This is a genomic window from Aeromonas media (genome assembly GCF_020423125.1).
Classification (GTDB): domain Bacteria; phylum Pseudomonadota; class Gammaproteobacteria; order Enterobacterales; family Aeromonadaceae; genus Aeromonas; species Aeromonas media.
In genome coordinates this window covers 2535663-2552096 of sequence record NZ_CP075564.1, presented here as the reverse complement: position 1 = coordinate 2552096, position 16434 = coordinate 2535663, and the positions used below count along the sequence as shown (strand labels likewise).

Genomic DNA, 16434 nt, shown 5'->3' with positions numbered 1-16434 from the left:
CAATCTCATGGCGTGATCCTGCTCTCCATTTTAAATTGTGAAAACGATTACAACTTGGTTCGCTCAACCAGCAACAACAATAAAGTCCTGTTTAAGCATGTTTTTATATGGCTGCGACTTGATTGACTCAACGAGCAGCACTGCGTGAATACATGGATTGATAGAACCGTTGGAGACATTCGCATGAACAAAATCGTTAAAGGCATGATCGCGATGGGGTTCGCCCTTGGTATGGCAAATTCTGCTTTCTCGGCCGAAGCGCTGAAGCTGGGCTACCTGGTCAAGCAGCCCGAGGAGCCCTGGTTCCAGACCGAGTGGAACTTCGCCGACAAGGCGGGCAAGGATCTGGGCTTCGAGGTGATCAAGATAGCCGTCCCCGATGGCGAGAAGACCCTCAATGCCATCGACAGTCTGGCGGCGAATGGCGCCAAGGGCTTCGTCATCTGTACCCCGGATCCCAAACTCGGTGCCGCCATCATGGCCAAGGCCAACAGCATGGATCTGAAGGTCATCACGGTGGATGACCAGTTCGTCAACGCCAAGGGCCAGCCCATGGAGCAGGTGCCACTGGTAATGATGGCCGCCACCAAGATTGGCGAGCGTCAGGGGCAGGAGCTCTACAAGGAGATGCAAAAGCGCCAGTGGGACGTAAAGGCGACCGGGGTGCTCGCCATCACCGCCGACGAGCTCGACACCGCCCGTCGCCGGGTCGAGGGCTCCCTGGGCGCGCTCAAGGTCGCCGGTTTCCCCGAGGGCCAGATCTTCCGCGCGCCCACCAAGAGCAACGACATTCCGGGGGCGCTGGATGCCGCCAACTCCATGCTGGTGCAACACCCCGAGGTCAAGAACTGGCTCATCGTCGGCATGAATGACAACACGGTGCTCGGCGGCGTGCGCGCCACCGAAGGGCAGGGCTTCAAGGCGGAGAACGTCATCGGCATCGGCATCAACGGGGTGGATGCGGTGAACGAGCTCTCCAAGTCCAGCGCCACCGGCTTCCTCGGCTCCCTGCTGCCCAGCCCGGACGTACACGGCTACAAGAGCATCCAGATGCTCCATGACTGGGTCGTCAACGGCGCCGAGCCGGCCAAATTCACCGAGGTGACCGACGTGGTGCTCATCACCCGCGACAACTTCAAGGTCGAGCTGCAAAAGAAAGGGCTGTGATCCCCATCCCTTGATACCCATGCCGGCATGGCGGAGTGCGCCGTGCCGGCTGGCTGGAGTCATCTCATGAATCAAGTTCCATATCTGGAGTTTTGCGGCATCAGCAAGGAGTTTCCCGGCGTCAAGGCGCTGAAGAACGTCTCCTTCTGTTGCCAGCAGGGCACGGTACACGCGCTGATGGGGGAGAACGGCGCGGGCAAGTCCACCCTGCTCAAGATCCTGAGCGGTTTTCAGGCGCCCACCCGCGGGGTGGTGAAGCTGGCGGGTCAGGAGAAAGTGTTCCAAAACACGGTCGATGCCCTTGAGAGCGGGATTGCCATCATCTATCAGGAGCTGCACCTGGTCCCTGAAATGAGCGTGGCGGAGAACATCTACCTGGGGCAGTTGCCGACCCGGCGCGGCGTCATCGATCGGGAGAAGCTCTATCAGGATGCAGCCAGGCAGCTGGCACGCCTCGGGATGGATGTCTCCCCCGAGACGCCGCTCAAGTACCTGTCCCTGGGTCAGTGGCAGATGGTGGAGATCGCCAAGGCGCTGACCCGGGACGCCAGCGTCATCGCCTTCGACGAGCCGACCAGCAGCCTGTCGTCCCGCGAGATTGAGCAGCTGTTTCGGGTCATCCGCCAGTTGCGGGACGAGGGCAAGGTCATTCTCTACGTCTCCCACCGCATGGACGAGATCTTCGCCCTGTGCGATGCCATCACGGTGTTCAAGGATGGCCAGTTCGTGCGCACCTTCGCTTCCATGGCCGAGGTGGACCGGGATCTGCTGGTCAAGACCATGGTGGGGCGCGAACTGACCGACATCTATGGTTACAGCCCAAGGCCGCTTGGCGAGGCGGGCCTCAAGGTGGAGCACCTGATGGGGCCCGGCCTCAAGGCGCCGGTGTCGCTCGAGGTGAAACGCGGGGAGATCCTCGGCATCTTCGGGCTGGTGGGGGCCGGGCGCAGCGAGCTGATGAAGCTTATCTTCGGTGCCGAGACACCTCGAGGGGGCGAGATATCGGTGTTTGGCAAACAGGTGGTCATTCAGAGCCCCATCGACGCCATTCGCAGCGGCATCATGCTCTGCACCGAAGACAGGAAGGCGCTCGGCATCATCCCCATCCATTCGGTGCAGGAGAACATCAACATCAGCGCCCGCCGCCACCACGCGTGGGGAGGCTTCTGGATCAACCAGCAGTGGGAGGACGAGAACGCGAGGCTGCGGATCCGCGACATGCGGGTCAAGACCCCGTCTCCCCAGCAGGCCATCATGAACCTCTCCGGCGGCAACCAGCAGAAGGCCATTCTGGGGCGCTGGCTGTCGGAAGACATGAAAGTGATCCTGCTCGATGAACCGACCCGGGGCATCGACGTCGGGGCGAAGAACGAGATTTACAACGTGATTTACGATCTGGCCAAGGTGGGCATCGCCGTGGTGGTGGTATCGAGCGAGCTGCCGGAGGTGCTGGGCATCGCGGATCGGATCCTGGTCATGCGGGAGGGGGAGATCGCCGGCGAGCTTTCCCACGACGAGGCCAACGAGGTCAAGGCGCTCAATCTGGCCATGCCGGCCCGTTGATCTGCTGACCGCAACGAGATAGCACCCGGAATTTTCAGGAGAAATACCATGACAACAACGACCTTGGTCGGCCAAGCCGCCAACGACACCGCGGCGAGCGGTACCCGCCTGCAACTGACCCGCATCTGGGATCAGTACGGCATGCTGGTGATCTTCGCCATCCTGTTCCTGCTCGCCTGCGTGCTGGTCCCCAACTTCGCCAGCCTGATCAACATGCGGGGGCTCGGGCTTGCCGTCTCCATGTCGGGTATGGTGGCCTGCGGCATGCTGTTCTGCCTCGCCTCCGGCGAGTTCGACATGTCGGTGGGCTCCGTGGTGGCCTGCTCCGGGGTTGCCTGCGCGGTGGGCATCAACGCCACCGAGAGCATCCCCCTTGGCATTCTGGCCGGTCTCTCGGTGGGCCTTGTCTTTGGCCTCATCAACGGCCTCGTCGTGGCCAAATTCAAGATCAACGCCCTCATCACCACCCTTGCCACCATGCAGATGGCGCGTGGGGTGGGCTACATCATCTCCGACGGCAAGGCGGTGGGCATAGTGGAAGAGGGCTTCTTCGAGCTTGGCAACTCCGCCCTGTTCGGCATCCCGACGCCCATCTGGCTGACGGCGGTCTGCTTCGTGCTGTTCGGGCTGCTGCTCAACAAGACCACCTTCGGGCGCAATACCCTGGCCATGGGGGGTAACGAGGAGGCGGCACGTCTGGCCGGGGTCAACGTGGTGCGCACCAAGATCATCATCTTCACCATGACCGGGCTGATTGCCTCCATCGCGGGGATCATACTCGCCTCGCGCATGACCTCGGGCCAGCCCATGACCTCCATCGGCTTCGAGCTGGTGGTGATCTCCGCCTGCGTGCTGGGTGGGGTCTCCATGAAGGGGGGGATCGGCAAGATCTCCTACATCATCGCCGGGGTGCTGATCCTGGGGCTGATGGAGAACGCCATGAACCTGCTCAACATCTCCCCGTTTGCCCAGTACGTGGTGCGTGGCCTCATCCTGCTCGCCGCCGTGCTGTTCGACCGCTACAAGCAGGTGCGCAAAGCCCGTATCTGAGCGATGTCTTTCCTCGTCACCGGGCCGGCCTCGCGCCGGCCCGGTGTTTTCCCCGGCAAGCTGTGAGCCAGTTCAACAATTTCACAACGAACAGCTTGCGAACTTAGGGGGTTCCTACGCCGGATCTCTACAATGGCCCATGTCGACTTTTTTACCGAAACCCTGTTTTCCGCCATGTCCTCGATGCAAAAAGAGAAGCCGAAACAACTCAATCCCCTGCTGCCTGGCTACGCCTTCGACGTCTTCCTGGTCTCGGGGATGACTCCCATAGAGCAGGGGAGCGCGCTGGATTTCACCATCGACAGGCCCCACGGCATGAAGGGGTTCATCGTCAATCTGACCATCAAGGGCAAGGGGCAGATCTTTCAGGGGGACACGGCCTTCACCGTGGAGCCCGGCGACCTGCTGCTCTTTCCACCCGCGGCGGTGCACCATTACGGCCGGGCGCCGGATGCCCGGGAGTGGTATCACCGCTGGGTCTATTTCCGTCCGCGGGCCTATTGGGCTGACTGGCTCAAGTGGCCCCAGGTGACGGAGCGGGTGGGGCGACTGCAACTGGCGGACAACCAGCTGCTCACCGAATTCGACGCCCTCTTCCTCGACATCGAGGAGACCCACAAGCAGCTGCGGCCCATGTCGGAGCAACTGGCCATGAACCTGCTGGAGCGGCTGCTTATTCGCTGCTATGAAGCCTCCTCCCTAAGTGCCTACCCCACCATAGATCACCGGGTGCACCAGGCGTGCCAGATCCTGAGCGAATCGCTCTGCGCCGAGATCTCGGTGGAGGCGCTGGCGGAGCAGGTGTTTTTGTCCCCGTCACGGCTGGCCCACCTGTTTCGCGAGCAGGTGGGGGTGAGCATAGTGCGCTGGCGCGAGGATCAGCGGATCATGCGGGCCAAGCTGCTGCTGCAGACCACGCCGCTGTCGGTGGCCACCATAGGCCAGCAGGTGGGCTATGACGATCAGCTCTACTTCTCGCGGGTGTTCAGGAAGCGGGTAGGGGTCAGCCCCACCGAATACCGCAAATGCGCCACCCCGCTGTGATGCCGGGTTCGGCAAGGTCAGAGAGACGACAAAGCCCTCGTGATGAGGGCTTTGTCATTCAGGTGCGGCAAGGGGCGGGGATCAACCCTGGCGAGCCTTGAATCTGGGATTGCTCTTGCAGATGACGAACAGCTTGCCGCGCCGACGCACGATCTGACAGTCTGGGTGACGCGACTTGGCGGATTTCAGGGAGGCGAGGACTTTCATTGTTTCTCTTTTCCTTTGCTGAAGAACTGACCGAATCGCTGGCCGAAGCGAGCGACCTGACCTTCCTTGCCGACCTGCTTCTGTTTGCCGGTATAGAAGGGGTGGGACGCGCTGGAGACATCCAGCGTCACATAGGGGTAGGTGTTGCCATCTTCCCACTCTCTGGTGCGATCGGTGGCCAGCGTGGAGCCGATCAGAAAGTAGGTATTGCTGGCGAGATCGTGGAACAGAACCTTGCGGTATTCAGGGTGAATATGGGGGCGCATGATTGCCTCTGTTGTTATGTTATAACAAGGCATGAATAATGCGATGGATGAGAATCAATATCAACTGTTTTTTCCATGATGACAGCGATGGGGGAAAATCGGGGCCGTTCGGCTGCACATCGTCAGCGAGAAGGTGTGAGCGGTGAGGGCCTATGTGCAGCCACCATCTTTACTTTTTAAAATTACTGTATAAAAATACAGTTAATTATCATGGAGACGTACCCTATGCGCCTGGAAATCATCATCGACAGAAAACATCAGATCCCCACTGCGACCATGGAGGCGCTGCGTCAGGAGTTGCTCAAGCAACTGGGCGAGCGATTCCCTGATCTACATGTGCGGGTCGCCCCTGGCAGCGCAATGGCCCTGACGGTCAGCCGCGCCAGCAAGGAGGACAGGGAACTGGCCGAGGCCATGGTGCAGGAAGTATGGGAGAACGCCGAGAGCTGGATGCCGGAGGCGGAAGGCGCCGAAGTCTGATCAGGAACAGGTTGTCATTTTGCCTGTCATGGTAACAGGCTGGCTCTTACCCCGGTTTGAACGAAACGCAGCTCAAGGCTGCGTTTTGTGTTTGTGAGAAGGTGGCAGGGTGCTGGGCCAGCTAAGAGGGCTCAGAGCCCGGCCCAGCGTCTGAGGCTGCCGTTCTGTACCCGCTGGTTGGCCTCTGCGATGTCGCCATTGGCGCGAAGCGCCTTGAGGGCGATGGGCAGGGCTGTGCGCACCTCGTCGGTGGTCATGCCGGCATGGAGGGCGGGATGATAGGCGAGCTTGAGCAGCACATAGTCGAGCCCGGTGGGGAAGCTGTCGATGCTGTTGTCGTTGAAGATGGAGGGAAACACCTTGTCCGAGTCATTGGGCAGCCCCATCACCTGGGTGAGCTCCTCCACTACGCAATCCAGAAAACGGCCCTTAGCCCGGCTGTAGTCCACCGGGATGATGATGGTGGCACGGGTGATCTCATAGCGGCCGTTGGTCGCGAAATTGGCCAGGCAGATCCCCTCCTTGAGGGCAATGCCGACAGAGTCATCCTGGCGCATGGTGCGGCGGGCCCAGCCGGCCATCTGCTGGTGCCTGGTCATGATGAGGGTGAGATTGGGGTTGTCGCTGACGAGCTGTATGGGGTGGCCAGTGATCCTGGCCAGATGCTGGCTCTGCACCTTGACCACCTCGGCCTGCAGCGCCTTGTCGCCAAACTCGTTGATGAGCTTGAGGCGGATGGGGCCTTGCCAGCGGGAGAAGCGTACCTGGGCCTCATGACCATATTCCCGCTTCATGGCGACTTCCATGAAGCTCTGGATCAGATAGTCGTCGCTCTGCCAGCGCTCGGTTGCCAGCAGGGAGCAGGGCAGCAGCATGGCGAGCCACAGGGCCATCACCCGGCCTCGCGCGGCATGACGACAGCTATGCCCTGAACGAGTGTGCCCTGGGATCATCTTGCCTCCTTGCAACCGATGGCCTCAGCCCGAGGTGCGTTCGATGTCACGCCAGGTGAGCCAGAGCCTGAGATCGAACTCCAGTTGATGATAGTCCGGTTCCATGTGCAGGCAGAGCTGGTAGAAGGCCTTGTTGTGATCCTTCTCCCGCAAGTGGGCCAGCTCGTGCACCACTATCATCTTCAGGAAGGCGGGATGGGCCTCCTTGAACAGGGCGGCGATGCGGATCTCGTTCTTGGCTTTGAGCTTGTTGCCCTGTACCCGGCTGACATAGGTGTGCAGGCCGAGGGCATCCTTGATCACGTTGATCTTGCCGTCGAAGATAACCTTGGAGAGCGGCGCCGAGCTTTTCAGGTAGCGGTTTTTCAGCTCCATGGTATAGGCAAGCAGCGCCTTGTCACTCTGGACGAGGTGGGTCTCAGGGTAGCGTTTGGCCAGCATCTCGCCGAGTTTCCCTGCCGCGATCAACTGCTGTACCTGGCTCTTGAGGGGGTCAGGATAGCCCCCCAGATAGGTCAGTTCCGCCATGATGTCTCCCCCTTCACACTAAAAAGAGCGCCATTGTAATCATGATGGGTCCCCTTGAACACACGTCTGCACGCCAATGAAAGGGGCCGTCGCTGTTGCCAGCGACGGCCCCGACTTTCGCAATCGGTCTCAGCGACGGCGATAGAGACCCGGATCCACCTCTTCATAACGGTCCGTCAGATATTGATAGAAGGCGAGGCTGGAGGGAGAGCTCGGCGTTTTCAGCTGCTCTGCCACCCGCTCCGGCTTGGCGATGATGAACTTGGGATCCTGCCGCCGGATGTCGGCCAGCACCCGCTCGCGCACGTCATAGGGCGGGTTGACGTTGGCGAAGAACAGATAGGCGGAGGCGGGCTGGCGATCGGTCCACAGATAGTATTGCGGCTGTATGCCGTCGACCCAGATCTTGTCGCTCGGCCCTGTCTCGGCCTTGATCCTGTCGACCCTGACCTGGGCCGGCTGATTGAACGGCTTGCCCTTGAGGTTGCCCTCCCAGGCATTGTTGACCAGCAGAGCCAGCATGGCGAGTGACGCCAGCCAGGGGGTGGCGCTGCGCACATCCCAGGCGCGCCAGAGCGGCACCAGGATGAGCACTGGCAGGGCCCACAGCAGGCTGTTGCCGAGCACTTCGCGCACCCGCTCAAGCGACCACTCCTTGGTGCTCCAGCCGTAACCGAGCTGCTGGGCCAGCAGCCAACTGGCGGTCAGCACCACCAGCGAGATGCAGAGCAGGCCCAGGGCATCGGACTGTTGTTCGCTGCGATCCAGCAGGCAGGCCAGAGGCAGCAGGCCAAGCTGCAGGTAGAGCACGTCATAGTGATCGAACACGTGGCCGGAGACGGAGTTGGCGATCAGGGTAAAGAGCACACCAAACAGGGTGGCGCAGAGGGCAGGCAGATACCACTCCTGGCGGCGACCCAGCATCAACACCATGAAGGCCGGCAGCAGCATGACGAGGCCGGTGCGCAGCAGGCCGACGGCCCCCACCTCCGGCGAGAAGCCGTTGCCGTAGCTCCCCTCGAAGAAGATGCCGAAGGCGTAGTATTGGAATTCGGCCAACAGGCCGTGGTGCTGGAAGTAGGCAAACAGCGGGCCGCCGACCAGGGCCAGTCCCAGCAGGCTGGAGCAGAGCAGACCGAAGGCGCAACGCCACTGCTCACGCAGACACCAGTGGCAGAACAGCACCAGATACCAAGCCCCCCAGAAGGCGCCGTTGTTGGTGCGCATCCAGGCCACGATGGCGAAGGTGAGGGCCGCCACCAGGGCCGGACCCCAGCGAAACTGCTTGTCCAGCAGCAGGGTGATGAAGGCCCACTGGGCGATGAGGGCCAGGTGGAAGGTCCAGTCCTCGGTCATGTTGCCGTAGTAGTAGCGGGTGCTGTAGAGCGCCAGCAGCGCCAGCATGCTGCCGAGGCGGGCCCGCAGGGAGAGCCCCAGCTGGGAGAAGGCCTGCCAGCTGGCGAGCAGACCGAGCCAGCAGAGTACCCACTCCAGCAGCCAGATCCCGAAGAAGCCGCCCAGGGAGTAGCCGAGGGCATCGAGGGCGAAGATCATGGGGCCCTTGATGTCGATCATGTCCCGATAGAGCACGCCCCCCTCGCTCCACATCTTGCCCATCACAGCGAACAGGGAGGCATCAAAGCCGGGCGCCATGCCGTGGAACAGCGGGTTGCGCAAGCAAAACAGCAGCGCCATCAGGGCGGTGAGCAGGACAACCAGAGGCTTGAGCCCGGGGTTGTAGCGCTGAGGGGTAAAACGGATGGCGTGATTCATGGATGACCTGTTCCTGCGGGAAAGACGTAAAAGCGGGCCTATCTTGCCGAGGCCGGCAGTCCGATGCAATGGGCTGGGGTGATGTGTTTGAAATAATGTATAAAAGTAGCGTTTTCAGTGCCCGCAGTGGGCTAAATGATTAGCGGGAGCCGCTGTTGCCTGATGTTGCCGAGGCCGGCAGTCCGCTGCAATGGGGCTGGGGAGTGTGCTTGAAAAATGTAACAAGCGCCGCTCTCACGAAGAAAAGCGGCGCCTTGACAGGGGAGGGCCCGGCGAGGGGCCTCAGGCCATGGGACTGGCGCCCTGGTATTCCACCAGTGCCGGCAGGGGGGCCAGCTCGGGCAGATGGCGGGCCCAGCGGATAAAGGCATCGGCCAGGGTGATGCCGAGCTCCTGATTGTGTTGGGTCAGGGTGCGGGCCAGGGCCGTGTAGCCCTCCTTGCCTGAGGCGGTGTAGGCACTGGAGACCCCCCGATAGATGGCATCCATCTCGACGTTCTGCCACTGACCCGGGCTCGCCTCCCATTCGAGGCGAGTGATCCGGCTCCCCCTGGGCTTGTCTGCCTGATAACTGAAGCGCATCCCGGCGGTATAGGGGAAGCTGCCGCTGCCATTGCCGACAACGCCGTTGTTGGTGGCGTTGTCGATGGCTCCCTCCAGCGCTTCCGCCAGCTCATGGCCGTGCACCCGGTAGAGGGTGAGCGGGATGGCAAAGGGCAGCAGGCGCCCGGCGATGTCCGCCTCGCTCAAGGGGCCGGGTTCGAGTGAGCAGCGCACGCCGCCTGCGTTGTGCAGGGCGAAATCCACCTGGCCCACCTGCTCGCGGGCACCGGCCAGCATGGCGCTCGCCACCAGGGGGGCGACCTGACTGCCGGCGGGCAGGGCGGCATCGGGCAGGCGCTTATGGTGCAGTGGCCCGGCGAGGTGGGACACTATGCGCCGGGTCATGGTCTCGAGTTCGGGCCGGTAGCGCCTGGCCAGATGCTGCTCGATCTCGGGGGCCGGCTCGCAGAAATGGAGCCCTGCCGGCGGGGGCGAGGCAAAGGGCCAGGGCTGCCAGGGCAGCCACTCCAGCTGGCCGCGGCTTTGGCAAACGCGCCCGCGCTCATCAAATTCCAGCTCGCATACCCCGAGGCACAGCGCGCTGTGGGCCGCATGCAGTATGGCGACCCCCTCGATCATCAAGGGGTAGCTCCCCTCGCTCATCAGCCCGAGCGGGGCCAGATCCCCCAGCTGGCTGTGGGTGTGGCCACCGACAATCAGGCTGAGTTCGGGGAAACGGGCTGCCAGCTTCTTGTCCTGCTCCAGCCCCAGGTGGCTGAGCAAGATGATGTGCTCTATCCCTTCGGCCTTGATCTCGCCAAGGGCGGCGTTGAGGGTATCTTCGATGCCGTGGAAGCGGGTGTGGGGATCCGGGCTTGCGATGGCGGCCATCTGCGGCAAGGTGATGCCGAGCAGGGCGAAGGGGACGCCGTCGATGACGCGTCTGTGCCAGGGGCGGCTGACATCAAACAGTTGTGGCAAGCCGTGCAACCGCAGCGGGGCATCGGCTGGCTCCTGGCTGCTGTCGAGGTTGGCGGCCAGCACCGGATAGTCGAGCTGGCGCAGAAACTCCACCAGCGGGCCGTTGCCGAGATCGAATTCATGGTTTCCGATCACCATGGCATCCGGTCGCAGCAGGCCGAGCAGGTCGGCGTTGGCCCGCCCCTTGAAGCGGTTGAAATAGAGCGACCCCTGGAAGGTGTCACCCCCGTGCAGCAGCAGGCAGGTCTGGCCCGCAGCGGCAGCCTGCTGGCGCAGGGCGGCCAGCCGGGTCAGGATGCGGCCGTAGCCGCCACACTGGGTGCGCCATTCGGACTCACCCTCAGGGGATAAGCGCATGGGGGCGCCATCGAAATGGGAGTGGCAGTCACTGAAGTGGGCAAGTTGAACCGTAATACTCAAGGCTCGGTCCTCCTTAGGGAAAAAGAGCACCGAGTCTACTGCAAGGAGTGGGGGGGATGCCAGCCCGGCAGGCGCCGGGCTGGAAAAGAGTCAGACGGTACTCAGGCAGGCACCAGGATCTGGGTGGCGAGGATCACCACCAGCAGGCCGACGGCGACCGGCATAGAGGTGCGCTTGACCACCTCGAACGGGGATAGATTGCCCATGCCCGCACAGGCGACCACCACCCCGGAGACCGGCGAGATGGTGCGACCCAGGTTGGAGGCTTGCAGCATGGGGATCACCAGGTAGGCTGGATTGACGCCCAGACTGGTGGCCAGGTGCGGGATCCGCTCCACGAAGGCATAGAAGGGGGCATTGCCCGAGCCCGTGGTAAAGGCGGCCAAGGTGGTGATGACCACCAGCACCAGCATGATGACGATGCCGCCTGTGCCAAAGCTCTGGGCCAGATCCAGGAGATTGGCGATGAAACCGAGCCCCATCAGCCCCTGGGCGAAGACCCCGGCCCCCACCAAGAGCATGACCACGCCGGCGAAGGCGTCAGCCATGCTGCGCCAGCACACCTGCAGACCGTCCAGCAGCTCGCGGCCGTTGCGCTTGCGCATCAGCTCCAGCAGGGCGGCCAGCACCAGACAGATGACGATGATGGTGACGATGTCGAGCTTGGGGCCCAGCTTGCCGTCAAACAGCAGTACACCGATGATGGGGGTGAACGGCAGTATGGCGTAGAAGCCGGGGGCATCGGTGATGAGATCGCTCGGGGCGACCGCCTCGTTGTGTTCGCCGGACTTCCTGTCCAGATAGCGCTGCCAGAAGAAGTGGGTCACCGCCATGGCGGCGATGGCCGTCAGGGAGATGGGCAGGGTCAGCTTGAAGGCAAACTCGATGAGCTCCATGTTGGCGGCCTGGGCGGCCATCACCACGTCCCCCGAGGTGGGGGCCAGTATGATGGCGGCCGGGGAGGCGCACACCGCAGCCGCGGCGCCGCGGGAGATCCCCATGTTGACCATCAACGGGAACAGGGTCGCCATCAGCAGCACGCCTAGGCCGGTGGCAGAGCTCACCGCCAGCGACATGGCGCAGGCCACCAGGTAGGCGGCTACCAGCAGTATGTAGGGGGACTTGATGATGCCAAGGGGCTTGCTGGCCAGCTTCACCAAGATGGTGTTGGCGCCTATGTGGCTCATGTAGCCGGCAAAGCCGCACAGCACCATGATCAGCATGCCGAGGCCGCCCCCCCTGTCTACCAGCAGGAAGCGCACGTACTCGAACACGTCTGTGGCCACGTGGCCGGTGGAGGCGACGCTGGCTGGCAGCACCGCCTTGCCCATCAGGGCGGTGATCGCCAGCAGCAAGAGGCCGCCGCTGAGCAGCACCCCGGTCGCCGAATAGCCCTTGAAGATGTAGCGACCCACGGCCAGGGTGACCAGGGTGCCAATAAGGAGTTCCATCATAAATAGGTTCCTGAGTATGGAGTGACGTATGGCATCTAACGGGCTGAGCAGAGGATTGGACTGGCTAGCCTGACATGTGCCAACAAAAGCGCCGGGATTATTACCTCATAAGGAGTAATTCACCATGGGAATGGTGGCTGGCTGTGATCTCCCTTGCAAATCCCCATCCGCCCAGGGGGAGATCCTACCCTGTGCCACCCCCGGTACCGAGAGCAGGTGACAGCGCCCCTGATCGCGGTTAATCTCCACACTGACTATTAATTCATTGATTAGGAATTTGGCTTGCGTTTGTTGTGGTGTGGGCGTGTTTGTTGTTGTCTTGTAAGTTACTGTTTTTAGTGGTGGTTTGTGGTGCTGCTTGCTTAATCTTGTTCATCCCCGTAGGCTTGTATTCAGAAATTTTCTGGGTGTTGCTTTGGGGGTTAATGATGGCGCTGACTGATACGAAGTTAAAGGGGCTAAAGCCGTTCGAGGGGGAGAGGCCGAAGAAAATCGCAGGCGATGGCGGGCTATATGCTTACCACTATCCCACCGGAAAGGTGACTTTCATCTTCCGATATAGCGTGATGGGCAAGCAGCGAGATCTGAAACTTGGTGCCTATGGCAAGGCAGGGCTGACGCTCAAACAGGCCAATGAGAAGCGCGACCAGTGCAGCGCGTGGCTAGAGCAGGGGCTAGATCCCGCCAATGAATTGAAGATGCAGCGTGCGCAGACACTTGCTCCCATCACCGTCAGGCAGGCGCTTGATCAATGGCTTGATGGGTACGCCTTGATGAAGCGCAAGAACGTCGTTAGTCATCGCCAGCAGATCAATAAGTGGATTTACCCTTGGCATGGGGATTCGCCGCTTAGCCGGATGAAACGGACGCACTGGCTGGAATGCTTCACTAAAACAAACAAGAGTTTAAGCCGCCCCGCGCCAGTTGCCGCCAGTTATACGCTCCAGATGGTTAAGCAGGCGCTGCAAGAGTGCCGTCGCCTTAAGTATGATTTTGACTATGCCGAGATCGAACTCCTGACACTTGAAGATGTTGGAGGCAAGAGAGCAGAGAAGCGCGAACGGACTTTGATTAGCCATGATGGTAGGGATTGGGGCGAGCTGCAAAGTCTTGTGCGCTGGCTGGGCGACTTTCAGGGGATACATGCCAACGACTACTATCGGCTTTTTGTGGCGATCAATCTTATATTCGGTTGCAGGAGCGGGGAGATTAGACAGGCAGAGCCCAAGCACTTCAACTTTAAAACAATGGTGTGGACTGTGCCGAGGGAGGGGAGCAAAACAGGAAAGGAGATTGTCAGGCCAATTCCCGCAGAGTTGAAAGACTGGCTGATGGCAGTTGTCGAGTACAACAGGCAATCCGGTTATGTGCTCGGGGAGCTAAAACGGGTTGAGGCAGTTAGTGCATGGTGCAGAGGTATCTGCAAGCGAGCAGGCATTGCCGAGCCATTTACCGCGCACGATATACGGCGGACGGTTGCCACTGGTTGGGCAAATCTAGGGATTGCCCCGCACGTCATTGAGAGCGAGCTGGGGCACACTCTGGGCGGGGTTGCTGGGATTTACAATCGCGCCCACTATCTCGATGAAAAGGCGGCCGCGCTAACCCTATGGCTGGCTCGCCTTGATGCGCTACGGGCTGACAATGTGGCAATTCTCCCGACAACTAGACCCGCTTAGGCGGGTTTTTATTTGCCCTTAACGATGAAATATTTTAATCATGTAGATTAGTGTTACTAACATCCTTTTTTTCCCCCAATCTCCTTATTTTCACAAAATCCCGCATTTGGCGCCGTCTGGCGTTGGGGGCGATTTTCCCCCCAAACCCGTCTAGTTGACACAAAAACCCTTTAAAACCATGTAGTTGACACTGTTCTGATGCTTTGTTCGGTCTTGTTTAGGTGTGCACGTGCCGTATAATCAGATTTATCCAAAGCAACCCAATGCAAAAACGAGGCCAATATGATCAAGCTACTGACCGAGAAACAGGTTCTGAATACATTGCAGGTTTGCCGCACCACTCTTTGGACGTGGCGTAAGGACGGCAGATTTCCGGCACCAGTCAAGATGGGGAGCCTGAACCGCTGGAGAGAGCAGGACGTGATGAGTTTTATCAATGGAAACTAAGGGAGGTAAACAAGCAGGAAAACAACAGAGAGCCAAACAGCAGGCAAAAAAATCCCCGCATATGCAGGGAGTTATACAGCAATTCTTCAATCTCGACAGGGTATCCGGCAAGAGACCTGTCAAAACCAAAAGGTAATACCATATGTTCGATACTAGCATAAATCAGGGTACTGTCAACTACAAGCGAGTGATTCAGGTTCGCCGCTCACTCCATGCAGTAACCCCCGAGCTAATGCACGAAATCGTCAAAACTGCGGGCTGCTCAACCCGATTTGCCGAGGATGGGATGGCATTCTTCACCCATACCGTGGGGCGCTGTGAGCACACTCTTACCCCTTTCGGAAGCTACACAAACAAATGGGTTGGTGAGCAGTGCAAGGCACAAGGTTTTACCCGCCCTGCCGACTATCCAGCAGCGTTGGCCGGAGCAATGCTTGTAGCAACCGAACAGGCCGCCCGCATGGCTTTTGAGGGGGTGGCAGCATGAACCAATTGAAGGATTTGATGGCAGAGATCGGCGTGGAGCTTCCGGCCTACCATGAGCAGCCGAAAGCAAAGGACGGTTGCAACTTCACAGACTGGTCGGGCGGTGAGAAGCCCAAGCCGCTGGCGACAAATACTAACCTGTCCGACTTGCTAGCCCATTGCGGCATGGGATTGCGCGTTAACCTGATGAACCTCGCCTTAGAGGTTGTTGACGGCAATGGCGCGCTGATTGGTGCAGATTGGAACGTCACCCGCTCTGACTTGGTTACTGCCGCTGTTCTCAACGGCTTGCCAAAGGTAGCCATTGATGACCATTGCGCGAACGTGGCAGCCAAGAATGCATATCACCCCGTTAAGCAGTGGTTAGACGGTGGCAAGTGGGACGGCGTTAAGCGCATGGGGCGGGTAATCGACTGCATCCCGAGCGCAGACCCAGCATTCACCCGCACGGTGATGACTAAGTGGCTGGTTAGCTGTGTAGCGGCCCTATATGAGCAGAGATTCAGTACAAAGCTAACACCCGTCCTTAAAGGTGACCAGTCATTCAAGAAAACGGCCTTTGTGTCTAGATTGGCCAGTGTGATTGAAGGGGCATTCCTTGAGGGGCTATCACTAGATCCGACCAGCAAGGACTCTGTATCAGCCACCATCAAAAGCTGGGTGTGTGAGCTTGGTGAGATAGGCCAGACAACCCGAAAGGGTAATGATGCACTCAAGGCGTTTCTGACCATGAGCCAAGACAAGATCCGGCTACCATACGACCGAGCCGAGACCATCAAGCGCCGTCAGACCTGCTTTGTGGGCACCGTTAATGATGATCATTTCCTGAGAGACGAATCAGGCTCAACTCGATTTGCCGTGGTCGAGATGACAGCCCCCGTACAACTTGATGCGGTTAATGAGCTGTTGGGGTGGAGCTGGAGCGGTGGCAGATTGCGCCACGACAAGCCGGAGCTATTGCGCCAGTTCTGGCTAGAGGTGAAATCCCTGTATGACGCTGGCACTGGGTGGGCACTGACCGAGCAAGAGCAAGAAAGAGCATGTGCCGTGAATGATGCGTTTGCCGAGAAGTCTGCACAGTATCAGTGCCTGGTAGAGGAACACATTGCAAAGCCTCACTACGGCAAGCGGTGGGTGGCAGCAAGTGACGTTGTTAACTTGCGGGGTGAGAAGTCCAGCATGGTTAGAGTGTGGGGTAAAGCCTTGGCCCTGTTAGCCAAGGAAGGGGTGATTGATAGACGTGAAGGGAGAGGCCGCCGAGTTGAGTACCTATTACCAATGCCCAAGCAATCTGGCATTGAGCTAGGGAAGGTGCGAATAAGCGGGAAAATTCTTCTCGGCTGACTCAGTCATTTCATTTTTTCAGTTTGAGCCGATCTTTTCTCCCGTAAAT

General features: G+C 59.9%; 16 protein-coding genes. 9 read left to right on the top strand and 7 right to left on the bottom strand.

Annotated elements, in window-relative coordinates:
- Window positions 1-183: 183 nt before the first annotated feature.
- From KI797_RS11720 to araC, 4 genes are all read left to right on the top strand, one after another.
- Window positions 184-1167, top strand: coding sequence for an arabinose ABC transporter substrate-binding protein (locus KI797_RS11720; protein WP_226169427.1), 984 nt, complete (start codon window positions 184-186; stop codon window positions 1165-1167).
- A gap of 66 nt (window positions 1168-1233) precedes the next feature.
- Window positions 1234-2730: an L-arabinose ABC transporter ATP-binding protein AraG gene (gene araG / locus KI797_RS11715; protein ID WP_226169425.1), complete on the top strand. Its 1497-nt coding sequence runs from the start codon at window positions 1234-1236 to the stop codon at window positions 2728-2730.
- Between the two features lie 48 nt (window positions 2731-2778).
- The gene (gene araH / locus KI797_RS11710; protein ID WP_226169423.1) at window positions 2779-3780 is read left to right on the top strand and encodes an L-arabinose ABC transporter permease AraH; all 1002 of its coding nucleotides are present in this window, start codon (window positions 2779-2781) and stop codon (window positions 3778-3780) included.
- A gap of 132 nt (window positions 3781-3912) precedes the next feature.
- Complete coding sequence (gene araC / locus KI797_RS11705; RefSeq protein WP_404801060.1) at window positions 3913-4824, top strand: arabinose operon transcriptional regulator AraC; 912 nt, start codon at window positions 3913-3915, stop codon at window positions 4822-4824.
- Between the two features lie 81 nt (window positions 4825-4905).
- Here araC and ykgO read toward each other — a convergent pair whose 3' ends face one another.
- Both ykgO and KI797_RS11695 read right to left on the bottom strand, forming a co-directional pair.
- Complete coding sequence (gene ykgO / locus KI797_RS11700; protein WP_010674479.1) at window positions 4906-5031, bottom strand: type B 50S ribosomal protein L36; 126 nt, start codon at window positions 5029-5031, stop codon at window positions 4906-4908.
- A complete protein-coding gene (locus KI797_RS11695; protein ID WP_039040091.1) occupies window positions 5028-5297 on the bottom strand; it encodes a type B 50S ribosomal protein L31 in 270 nt (89 codons plus the stop codon). Before KI797_RS11695 ends, ykgO begins: the two co-directional genes overlap by 4 nt.
- Window positions 5298-5522: 225 nt before the next feature.
- Here KI797_RS11695 and KI797_RS11690 point away from each other — a divergent pair, with 225 nt between their 5' ends.
- Window positions 5523-5777, top strand: a complete 255-nt coding sequence (locus tag KI797_RS11690) for a DinI family protein (protein ID WP_171269759.1) — start codon at window positions 5523-5525, stop codon at window positions 5775-5777.
- Window positions 5778-5908: 131 nt separating this feature from the next.
- Here the strand turns inward: KI797_RS11690 and KI797_RS11685 are convergent, their stop codons facing one another.
- The 5 genes from KI797_RS11685 to dcuC form a co-directional block, all read right to left on the bottom strand.
- Window positions 5909-6670 (bottom strand): DUF2927 domain-containing protein, encoded by a 762-nt coding sequence (locus KI797_RS11685; protein WP_226169422.1) that lies wholly within the window; start codon window positions 6668-6670, stop codon window positions 5909-5911.
- A gap of 84 nt (window positions 6671-6754) precedes the next feature.
- A complete protein-coding gene (locus KI797_RS11680) occupies window positions 6755-7258 on the bottom strand; it encodes a M48 family metallopeptidase (protein WP_043132136.1) in 504 nt (167 codons plus the stop codon).
- 129 nt (window positions 7259-7387) lie between these two features.
- The gene (locus KI797_RS11675) at window positions 7388-9031 is read right to left on the bottom strand and encodes a hypothetical protein (protein ID WP_226169420.1); all 1644 of its coding nucleotides are present in this window, start codon (window positions 9029-9031) and stop codon (window positions 7388-7390) included.
- 282 nt (window positions 9032-9313) lie between these two features.
- Window positions 9314-10975 carry a bifunctional metallophosphatase/5'-nucleotidase gene (locus tag KI797_RS11670; RefSeq protein WP_161507270.1) on the bottom strand — a complete coding sequence of 554 codons (1662 nt, stop codon included), beginning with the start codon at window positions 10973-10975 and terminating at the stop codon, window positions 9314-9316.
- A 101-nt stretch (window positions 10976-11076) separates the two neighbouring features.
- Entirely contained in the window at window positions 11077-12429 is a 1353-nt protein-coding gene (dcuC, locus tag KI797_RS11665) for an anaerobic C4-dicarboxylate transporter DcuC (RefSeq protein WP_226169418.1), read from the bottom strand.
- A gap of 368 nt (window positions 12430-12797) precedes the next feature.
- Between dcuC and KI797_RS11660 the strand changes: the two genes are divergently transcribed.
- The 4 genes from KI797_RS11660 to KI797_RS11645 all read left to right on the top strand — a co-directional run bounded on the left by KI797_RS11660 (window position 12798) and on the right by KI797_RS11645 (window position 16385).
- A complete protein-coding gene (locus tag KI797_RS11660; RefSeq protein ID WP_226169416.1) occupies window positions 12798-14108 on the top strand; it encodes a tyrosine-type recombinase/integrase in 1311 nt (436 codons plus the stop codon).
- A gap of 282 nt (window positions 14109-14390) precedes the next feature.
- The gene (locus KI797_RS11655) at window positions 14391-14555 is read left to right on the top strand and encodes a helix-turn-helix transcriptional regulator (RefSeq protein WP_226169414.1); all 165 of its coding nucleotides are present in this window, start codon (window positions 14391-14393) and stop codon (window positions 14553-14555) included.
- 142 nt (window positions 14556-14697) lie between these two features.
- A complete protein-coding gene (locus KI797_RS11650) occupies window positions 14698-15042 on the top strand; it encodes a hypothetical protein (RefSeq protein ID WP_226169412.1) in 345 nt (114 codons plus the stop codon).
- Window positions 15039-16385, top strand: coding sequence for a virulence-associated E family protein (locus tag KI797_RS11645; protein WP_226169410.1), 1347 nt, complete (start codon window positions 15039-15041; stop codon window positions 16383-16385). The genes KI797_RS11650 and KI797_RS11645 overlap by 4 nt, the downstream gene beginning before the upstream one ends.
- Window positions 16386-16434: the final 49 nt, after the last annotated feature.

Coding starts and splice junctions, on each gene's coding strand:
- KI797_RS11695 (WP_039040091.1), bottom strand. CDS start 5,297: ATGCGCCCCCATATTCACCCTGAATACCGCAAGGTTCTGTTCCACGAT.
- KI797_RS11680 (WP_043132136.1), bottom strand. CDS start 7,258: ATGGCGGAACTGACCTATCTGGGGGGCTATCCTGACCCCCTCAAGAGC.
- dcuC (WP_226169418.1), bottom strand. CDS start 12,429: ATGATGGAACTCCTTATTGGCACCCTGGTCACCCTGGCCGTGGGTCGC.
- araG (WP_226169425.1), top strand. CDS start 1,234: ATGAATCAAGTTCCATATCTGGAGTTTTGCGGCATCAGCAAGGAGTTT.
- KI797_RS11675 (WP_226169420.1), bottom strand. CDS start 9,031: ATGAATCACGCCATCCGTTTTACCCCTCAGCGCTACAACCCCGGGCTC.
- KI797_RS11690 (WP_171269759.1), top strand. CDS start 5,523: ATGCGCCTGGAAATCATCATCGACAGAAAACATCAGATCCCCACTGCG.
- KI797_RS11645 (WP_226169410.1), top strand. CDS start 15,039: ATGAACCAATTGAAGGATTTGATGGCAGAGATCGGCGTGGAGCTTCCG.
- KI797_RS11685 (WP_226169422.1), bottom strand. CDS start 6,670: ATGGCCCTGTGGCTCGCCATGCTGCTGCCCTGCTCCCTGCTGGCAACC.
- araH (WP_226169423.1), top strand. CDS start 2,779: ATGACAACAACGACCTTGGTCGGCCAAGCCGCCAACGACACCGCGGCG.
- KI797_RS11655 (WP_226169414.1), top strand. CDS start 14,391: ATGATCAAGCTACTGACCGAGAAACAGGTTCTGAATACATTGCAGGTT.
- araC (WP_404801060.1), top strand. CDS start 3,913: ATGGCCCATGTCGACTTTTTTACCGAAACCCTGTTTTCCGCCATGTCC.
- ykgO (WP_010674479.1), bottom strand. CDS start 5,031: ATGAAAGTCCTCGCCTCCCTGAAATCCGCCAAGTCGCGTCACCCAGAC.
- KI797_RS11650 (WP_226169412.1), top strand. CDS start 14,698: ATGTTCGATACTAGCATAAATCAGGGTACTGTCAACTACAAGCGAGTG.
- KI797_RS11720 (WP_226169427.1), top strand. CDS start 184: ATGAACAAAATCGTTAAAGGCATGATCGCGATGGGGTTCGCCCTTGGT.